Annotated in this window: 9 protein-coding genes; 5 read left to right on the forward strand and 4 right to left on the reverse strand. The window is 42.0% G+C overall.

Annotated features, from left to right (window positions below):
• A partial coding sequence (locus BLT_RS0116975; RefSeq protein ID WP_017728944.1) for a glutamate-1-semialdehyde 2,1-aminomutase occupies positions 1-928 on the forward strand: 928 nt, incomplete at its 5' end.
• A gap of 519 nt (positions 929-1,447) precedes the next feature.
• A complete protein-coding gene (locus BLT_RS0116980) occupies positions 1,448-2,527 on the forward strand; it encodes an FUSC family protein (RefSeq protein ID WP_017728945.1) in 1,080 nt (359 codons plus the stop codon).
• 76 nt (positions 2,528-2,603) lie between these two features.
• On the opposite strand, the gene BLT_RS0116985 is transcribed toward BLT_RS0116980, so the two are convergent.
• The 4 genes from BLT_RS0116985 to fabL form a co-directional block, all read right to left on the reverse strand.
• Positions 2,604-4,346, reverse strand: a complete 1,743-nt coding sequence (locus BLT_RS0116985; protein WP_026105175.1) for an ABC transporter ATP-binding protein — start codon at positions 4,344-4,346, stop codon at positions 2,604-2,606.
• A gap of 114 nt (positions 4,347-4,460) precedes the next feature.
• The gene (gene ntdP, locus BLT_RS0116990) at positions 4,461-4,988 is read right to left on the reverse strand and encodes a nucleoside tri-diphosphate phosphatase (RefSeq protein WP_017728947.1); all 528 of its coding nucleotides are present in this window, start codon (positions 4,986-4,988) and stop codon (positions 4,461-4,463) included.
• A gap of 284 nt (positions 4,989-5,272) precedes the next feature.
• Complete coding sequence (locus BLT_RS0116995) at positions 5,273-5,494, reverse strand: gamma-type small acid-soluble spore protein (RefSeq protein ID WP_017728948.1); 222 nt, start codon at positions 5,492-5,494, stop codon at positions 5,273-5,275.
• Positions 5,495-5,554: 60 nt separating this feature from the next.
• The gene (fabL, locus tag BLT_RS0117000; protein ID WP_017728949.1) at positions 5,555-6,304 is read right to left on the reverse strand and encodes an enoyl-[acyl-carrier-protein] reductase FabL; all 750 of its coding nucleotides are present in this window, start codon (positions 6,302-6,304) and stop codon (positions 5,555-5,557) included.
• 103 nt (positions 6,305-6,407) lie between these two features.
• Here fabL and BLT_RS0117005 point away from each other — a divergent pair, with 103 nt between their 5' ends.
• From BLT_RS0117005 to BLT_RS0117015, 3 genes are all read left to right on the forward strand, one after another.
• On the forward strand, positions 6,408-6,629 hold the full coding sequence (locus BLT_RS0117005; protein ID WP_017728950.1) for a hypothetical protein: 222 nt from the start codon (positions 6,408-6,410) through the stop codon (positions 6,627-6,629).
• 98 nt (positions 6,630-6,727) lie between these two features.
• Positions 6,728-7,879 carry an LL-diaminopimelate aminotransferase gene (locus BLT_RS0117010; protein ID WP_017728951.1) on the forward strand — a complete coding sequence of 384 codons (1,152 nt, stop codon included), beginning with the start codon at positions 6,728-6,730 and terminating at the stop codon, positions 7,877-7,879.
• 29 nt (positions 7,880-7,908) lie between these two features.
• On the forward strand, positions 7,909-8,513 hold a 605-nt coding region (locus BLT_RS0117015), incomplete at its 3' end, for an alcohol dehydrogenase catalytic domain-containing protein (protein WP_017728952.1).

Here is an 8,513-nt window from a genome sequence, read left to right on the forward strand (position 1 = left end):
AACCATTCGCGTTGCACGGGCATACACAGGTCGAGATAAGATTATCAAATTTGCCGGCTGTTATCATGGTCATTCAGACCTCGTTCTTGTCGCAGCGGGGTCCGGTCCTTCAACCCTAGGTATTCCCGATTCAGCAGGAGTAACAAAAAACATTGCAAAGGAAGTCATCACCGTTCCCTTTAATGATCTTAACGCATATAAAGAAGCGATAGACAAATGGGGAGATGAAGTAGCAGCAGTCTTAGTTGAACCAATCGTCGGAAACTTTGGGATTGTGGAACCTGAACCTGGCTTTCTTGAAGGGGTGAATGAAATCACTCACAATGCTGGTGCATTGGTTATCTATGATGAAGTGATCACGGCCTTCCGTTTCATGTACGGAGGGGCGCAAAATTATCTCGGTGTCGAACCAGATATGACGGCATTAGGAAAAATTATCGGCGGTGGACTTCCGATCGGGGCCTACGGTGGACGAGTCGATATTATGGAGAAGGTTGCCCCGCTTGGACCTGCTTACCAAGCTGGAACAATGGCAGGAAACCCCGCTTCAATGAGTGCAGGAATTGCTTGCCTTGAAGTTTTAAAACAGGAAGGGATTTATGAAGAGCTGGATCGACTCGGCCAAAAACTTGAACAAGGTATTCTCAAGCATGCCAATCGTCATCAGGTTCCGATCACAATTAATCGATTAAAAGGGGCCTTAACAATTTATTTCACTGAAGAGCAAGTAAAAAATTATGAGCAAGCTGAAAATACAAACGACGAAATGTTTGCCGTATTTTTTAAAGAAATGCTTTCACAAGGAATCAACCTTGCACCATCGAAATATGAAGCATGGTTTTTAACGACGGCCCACACGGATAAAGACATTGAAAAGACTCTACATGCTGTGGACCACGCATTTTCCGTCGTCGCGTCATTAAAATAAACGACACGAGGCTGGGACATAACGAACGTGTTGATTGAAAATGCGAGCAATGCACAACCTTGGCGGAGGAAATAGACGTAGACTCCTGCGGCAAGGGTGAGACCCCACAGTGCAAAAAGCACGAGGAGGCTCACCAGCCGCCCGCGGAAAGCGAAGGATATTTCCGAAGCGATTGCTAGGCATCAATGATCATGACGTTGGGATTTCTCCAATAAAGACTCTTTTGTCCGAGCCCCTTTGTCAACTTTATATAAGGTAAAGAGGATGAACTCCCCTTTACAATGGTCATCATGTGGAGGCAAAAAAGCGCCTCTCTTCACACTTTTCCACTTGGTGAAGTTAGTAGTTTCATCATTAAAAAATCATAGAAATAACTCTTGATTCCTTTTCATATCCATTGTATAGTACGTTGGTTAGCTTAAGTCTTCACTATACGATTTAAGCAATGAATGAACGAATCTATCGATATAGAGTCAATAACCAGCCTTATATTCAAACGAGAGAGGATTTTTACAAAACATGAAACTAGGAGCTCGTATCTTTAAGACGGGGCTTGCCATTATGTTATCGCTATATTTAGCAATGTGGTTTGGTCTTGAACCACCTATGTTTGCGGCACTAGCTGCAGGGTTTGCAATTCAACCATCCATTTACCGAACCTTTCAAACGATTTTGGACCAAGTTCAAGCGAATGTGATCGGCGCAGTATTAGGTGTAATTTTCGTGATGACTTTCGGTCATGAACCCTTCGTTGTAGGCTTGGTCGTTGTTTTAGCGATTGCAATTATTATTAAGATTAAATTGGAATCATCCACCATTCCATTGGCAATCGTAACGATTATTATCATTATGGAGAGCCCTGCTGAGAACTTTGTCGACTTTGCAACGGATCGATTTGTTTTAATCGCTTTAGGGGTTTTTGCTGCGTTTCTTGTCAACTTATTTTTTATTCCGCCACAGTATGAAACAAAGCTTTACCATAAGATCGTTCACTGTACCGATGAAATCACCCAATGGCTGATGCTCTTTTTGCGTAAGGATGCTGATCCAAAAACGTTAAAAAAAGATTTGTCGCGCCTTGACGAGAAATTGAGTCAAATTGAGAACATGTACCTTTTGTATGAAGAAGAACGGAACTACTTTTTAAAAAGCCAATACGGGAAAGCCCGAAAGGTCGTTTTGTTTCGTCAAATGATGGTGGCAGCCAATAATGCCCTTGCAGTACTGAAAAAGCTAGAACGGCGCTCGGATGAATTTCACCAAATGCCCGAAGCGCTTCAAAAGCTCATTGAAGAGCAGTTACAGCTTCTCACATCCTATCATGATCGAATTTTGCTCCGTTACATTGGAAAAGTGAATAATCAGCATAACAAAGAAATGATCGAGGAACTGATTCGTGGAAAAGCAGAGCTTACCGATGCTTATATGGAACGCTATACAGGCGATTCCATCGATCGGGAGCTTTGGATTCATCTTTTACCAGCCATCTCACAAATCTTGGAATATCAAGAGCAGTTAGAGCATTTAGAACAGCTTGTGGATAGCTTCTTTAGCTATCACCACGATGAAAATAAAGTCAAAGTAATGGACGAAGAATAAACAAAAGAGCAATCAAATGGAGGTCGACTTCACTCCAGTTTGATCGCTCTTTTTGTTTTTCATCAGCCAAACATTTTTACAATTGCTGCACGTCAAACAATTTTTTATAGCTTCCTTCACGTCGCATCAGCTCATCATGTGTACCCATTTCAGCAATTTGACCGTTTTCAATAAGAACAATTCGATCTGCATGGGTAATTGTTGACAGGCGATGGGCAACGATGAAGGTCGTGCGATCCCGCGCCAGCGTTTCCAATGCCTCTTGAATATAGTGCTCGCTTTCTAAATCCAAGGCAGAAGTGGCTTCATCAAAAATAAGGATCGGGGGATTTTTCAAAAATACACGGGCAATGGCGATCCGCTGCTTTTGTCCACCTGAAAGCTTCACGCCTCGCTCGCCAACCTCTGTCTCATAGCCTTGAGGCAGGTTCATGATAAAATCATGGGCGTTGGCAGCTTTTGCTGCTGCAATCACTTCATCATCCGTTGCATTGGGATTTCCCATTAGAATGTTCATGCGGACCGAATCACTGAACAGAATGTTATCTTGCAGCACCATCCCAATGTTATTTCGAAGACTCCGTACTTGGTAACGACGAATATCCTCTCCATCAATAAGAATTCGACCAGACGATACATCATGAAAACGGGGGATTAAACTAATTAACGTGCTTTTACCTCCGCCACTCATCCCTACAAAGGCAATGGTTTCCCCCTGCTTCACATGTAAATGCACATCTTTTAAGGCTGGACGTTCTTCTTCTTCATAATAAAAAGATACATGATCGAACGTTACCTCACCACGTGCTCGCTTCAGTTCTTTTGCCCTCTCTTCATCCGTAATGTCGTACTTCTCATCAACAAATTCAAATACACGATCCATGGAAGCAATTGCTTGTGTAAGAGTTGTCGATGAATTCACTAAGCGACGCAATGGATTATACAATCGCTCCATGTAGAGAACAAACGCAGTCATTGCTCCCACTTCTAGCTGACCATTGATAACAAAGTATGCTGCAACAAAAATGACAAAGAGAGGTGCGATATCTGTGACTGTGTTAACGACAGCAAATGTTTTCGCATTCCAGCGTGTATGATCAAGAGCCCGATCAAGAAATGTTCCATTCCGCTTTGAAAATTGCGTCTGCTCATAATCCTCTAAAACAAAGCTGCGAATTACACTCATTCCCTGCACGCGTTCATGGAGATGTCCTTGAACATCAGCCAGCGCTTGAGACCGAACACGGGTTAAGTGACGTAGCTTTCCATAAAAAAACTTAATGGAAAATCCATATACGGGAAACATGGAGATAGCGACAAGAGTCAGCCATGCATTCATGTTGAGCATAATGACAATGGCAATAATGATCGTAAACAAGTCTAACCAAATATTCATAAGTCCTGTAATGACAAAATTTTTCGTTTGCTCAACATCATGTATGACCCTTGAAATAATTTCGCCAACCTTCCGATTTGAGTAGAAGCGCAGACTCAGCTTCTGAATGTGGGTAAATAACTGATCGCGAATATCATACAGCACCTTACTTGCAATCCATTGAGCAAAATATTGTCGGTAATATTCAATCGGCGGTCGAATAACGACAAAAATAAAAAACATCGCCCCCATAATCGTAAGCAACGATGAAATCTTATCAGACTCCGTCATTCCCTCTGCAAAAATAATGTCATCAATAACATATGCAAGCACAAGCGGGAGCATAAGAGGAATACCAAATTTTAATATACCAATAAATATGGTTATCGCAATTTGCTTTCTGTACGGTTTAACAAACTGCAAGTAACGCTTCACACTATCCAGTTTGCTCACCACCTTTATTTTAAATAGTTATTGCTCTGCATTTTCTCTACCCTTATGTAAAAATTTGTAGGATATGCATAAAAGGAAGAAGCCTGTACCTACCAGGCTTCTTTCTTATCGATATTGTAGAAACCGTTCATACCAGCTTTCTACAAACTGAGGTGCGAACGGACCCTTCCGTTGATGGATCCATGAAATAAGTTCATCTACACTTCGTTGCAAGATCTGATCCACTTCAGGTGGATAGTTCATAATTTTCCTGTGTAGATCATATTCATCTTCATCTAAGAGCTTAAAGGTCATATCTGGGAATACTTTAATATCGAGATCATAGTCAATGTATTTTAGCGCTTCCTCATCCCATGTAAAAGGGGAACCTAGGTTACAGTAAAAGTAAATTCCGTCTGCGCGTATCATACCAATCGTGTTAAACCACTGCTCTGCATCAAAGTAACATATGGCTGGTTCACGCGTTCGCCAATGTCTTCCATCTGATTCCTTCACAAGAATCCGGTCATTCCCTCCAATGACAACCTTTGACGTCCCTTTAAGCACAATTGTTTCTTCCCAAATGCGATGAATAGATCCATTATGTTTGTAGCTGTGGATCTGAATTTTACTGCCTACTTTGGGAAAATTCATAACCTTCTCCTTTCTATTCAATTTTTCGGACGTCAGGAAACGGACAACAAAAGCTTCTACCCTTTTGCATCCGTACACTAACTTGTTTACACTATGTGACTCTTTACTTTTCACAACGATCTATCGTTACTATTATACCTTGTATCAAATATTTTTGAAACGGTAAGAGCCTGCTCGTTCAAACTTGCATGTTTTCTTCATATGTATTCTCCATTCTTCTTCATTCTAAACGAAAACACCCTCTGATTGATTTATCAGAGGGTGTTTTCATTTTCTAACAGCAATTAGCTGTTAGCATTGTTTTGTTGTTGTGTTGCATTGGTTGTAGCTTGTTGCTTTTTCGCAGCAGATTGCTGGTTCTGTTGACGAACCTCTTGTGCATTGGTCTCACTAGCAAATTCAGTGTTGTAGCTTTGACCTTGTGCAGAAGCTGCATTTTGTTGGCGCACTTTTTGAGCGTTTGTTTTAGACGCTTGTGGTTGTTGATTTTGTTGTTGGTTGTTCATTTTTTATCACCTCCACAATCATTAAAGTAACCAGGAGGTAAAGTTATTATCCAAAAAATTTTAAGTTAATAAGGAAATCCCGCCATCTACAATCAACGTTTGTCCTCGTATCATTTTCGCTTCCTTAGAAAGTAAAAAAAGGACAGCATTCGCTAAGTCTTCAGGTTCAACGACCCGTCCTGCTGGAGTTCGCTTCGCTGCGTCTTCTAAAAGCTCTTCCCTGTTTGGAAAGTGAGTTAAAGCATCTGTGTCAACAGCACCGCCAGAAACAGCATTAACAACGATATTTTTTGGCGCTAATTCTACAGCCAAATAACGAGTCAGTGCTTCAACGGCTGCCTTTGAGACCCCAACGGTTGTGTAATTTTTCAAATAACGAATCGAACCAAGGGAGCTTAAGCTCACAATATGGCCACCTCCCGTTTTTTCCATCCGCTTTGCCGCTTCTTGGGCACAAAACAGCAGCGCTTTGCTATTAATATCCATTGTCCAATTCCAATGGCTTTCTTCAAGCTCCATTAATGGGCGCAGAACGCCAGAAGCTGCGTTATTTACTAAAACATCCAAACGACCGTATGTATGATCAATTTCTTCAAACATTTCTTTAATTTTCTCAGGCTTTCCAACATTCGCCTTTACCACAAGAGCCTTGGCTCCGAGCTTCTCAATTTCTGCTGCTGTATCTAATGCGGCCTGCTTGCTGCGGGCGTAGTTAATCACAAGGTCATACCCCTTTTCTGCCAGACGAAGAGCAATTTGTTTCCCAATTCCCCGGCTACTTCCTGTGACAAGGGCTACTTTACGTTCCATTTACTTTTCCTCCTTTGTTTCGGCTAAACCTCCTTTATTATATCGTATAGCGACAAGCGAGAACAGAAACACTAAGGTCACGATACCGTTAGGAGGCATGCAAATGTATGTAGGTCGAGACATGACTGAACTCTCTATGAAGCCAAAACAGGCGTGGACCAATAAGGAGCTTGCTTTTTTTCACCATAGCCTGCAACAAATGACGCCCTATTTAAATGCAGAAGGAACAACCATTCATCGCGAAATCATTCAGGAGATCGAACATCGGGGCGGATTAAAAAAAGAAGCGACACCGGTACTAGGTACAAAAGAACAGTACGATTAAGGAATAAGCTGCCATTGCTTATTCTTTTTTTCATAGGTTTTTTCGAAACATTCGGTTAAAATGGAAGGCGAAGACCGTATTTAGGAGTGTATATTCAAATGATAAAACCTTCAAAGAAACTGCAATTTTTGGCTGCGAGTGTCTTTACTGATTTAGCCTTAAAAAAAGCAGAAAAGCTTCACCAAGGAGCTGATCTCATCGATTTAAGTATCGGTAGCCCTGATCTTCCACCACCTACTTTTGTGAAGGAAGCGCTAGTCAGTGGGGTTCAAAATGATCATGAATATGGCTATGCGATTACGAGTGTTCCTACCTTCTCTGAAGCGGTAGCCGATTTTTATCGAAGACGTTATCATGTCTCTCTTGAAAGTCATAACATACTTCAGTTAATGGGCTCTCAGGACGGGCTAGCGCATATTGCAACAGCTTATCTTGATCCAGGAGACATTTTACTTGCTCCTGATCCTGGATACCCCATTTATGCTGCTAGTGCGCATCTTGCAGGTGCAGAATTATTTACGTTCCCCCTAAATGAAGAAAATCAGTTTATGTTTGATGTAAACAAATTGCCTGATGACATCAAAAAACGGGCAAAAATCATGATTACCAATTACCCTGGAAATCCAACAGCCGCTCTCGCAACAAAGGATTATTTTGAAACGCTTGTCCAGTTTGGTATTGAAAATGATATCCTTATCATTCATGATTTTGCTTACTCTGAGCTGCTTTTTGATGGAAACGAACCAATAAGCATCCTGACAACCCCTGGAGCAACAAAAACAGCCGTTGAATTCAATTCGATGTCAAAAAGCTTTAACATGGCTGGGGCTCGAATTGGCTATGTTGTTGGAAATGAAAAGCTTCTTGAGCCATTAGCGGTCGTCAAATCTCATATGGACTACGGTGTATTTCGGCCTGTTCAATTTGCAGCCATTGAAGCATTAACCAATGGTGACACTTTCCTATCCAGCCAACAGCATTTGTATCAATCAAGAAGAGATACTCTTGTTCGTGCGTTAAATGACGTTGGCTGGCCTGTTCGCAGTCCTGGAGGTGGCATGTTTGTTTGGGCGAAAGTTCCTGAAGGCTATACATCCATGGAATTTGTGTTAAAAGCATTAGATGCCGGTGTCATCGTTACACCAGGTCATGCTTTTGGCTTCGAGGGAGAAGGCTATGTTCGAATTGCCCTCGTTCAGGATGAGCCTGTTTTAAAAGCAGCTGCCAAACGTTTTAAGCCATTACTTTAATTCAAAAACAAAAACGAGGAGTGATGTACATGAAAGCTGTAATTTATGAACAATACGGTGAACCAGATGTGTTAAAAACTGCAAATCTAGACAAACCGACCCTTAAAGCAGGTGAGGTTCTTGTTAAAGTGGGAGCGAGCGGAATCAACCCTGTTGATACTTACTTTCGCAAAGGGATTCGTCCAGTCGAGCAATTTCCTTATATTCCCCATTTTGATGTGGCAGGAGAAATTGTTGAAGTTGGTGAAGCTGTGGCGGATTGGAAGGTTGGAGACCGTATTTGGGCAACAAACGCAAAGCATGCTTCGGCTGAATTTGTTGCGATCCCCTCAGAAATCGTTTTTCCGTTACCAAATGATGTTTCCTATGAAGAAGGTGCAGCGCTAGCCATGGCGTTTGTGACCGCCCATCTATCACTCTTCAAACGGGGCCAGCTTCAAAAGGGTGAGTCTGTCCTTATTTACGGAGCAGCCGGAGCGGTCGGTCATGCTGCGGTCCAATTGGCTAAATCAGCGGGGGCCTTTGTCATTGCTACTGCTGGTAATAAAGAGAAAGGCGATATTGCCAAGAAAGCGGGGGCAGATGAGGTTATTTTTTACAAAGACGAAAACGTTGTCGATCGTGTGATGGAAAT

Source organism: Halalkalibacterium ligniniphilum, assembly GCF_000334155.1.
GTDB classification, from domain to species: Bacteria; Bacillota; Bacilli; order Bacillales; family Bacillaceae_D; genus Halalkalibacterium; species Halalkalibacterium ligniniphilum.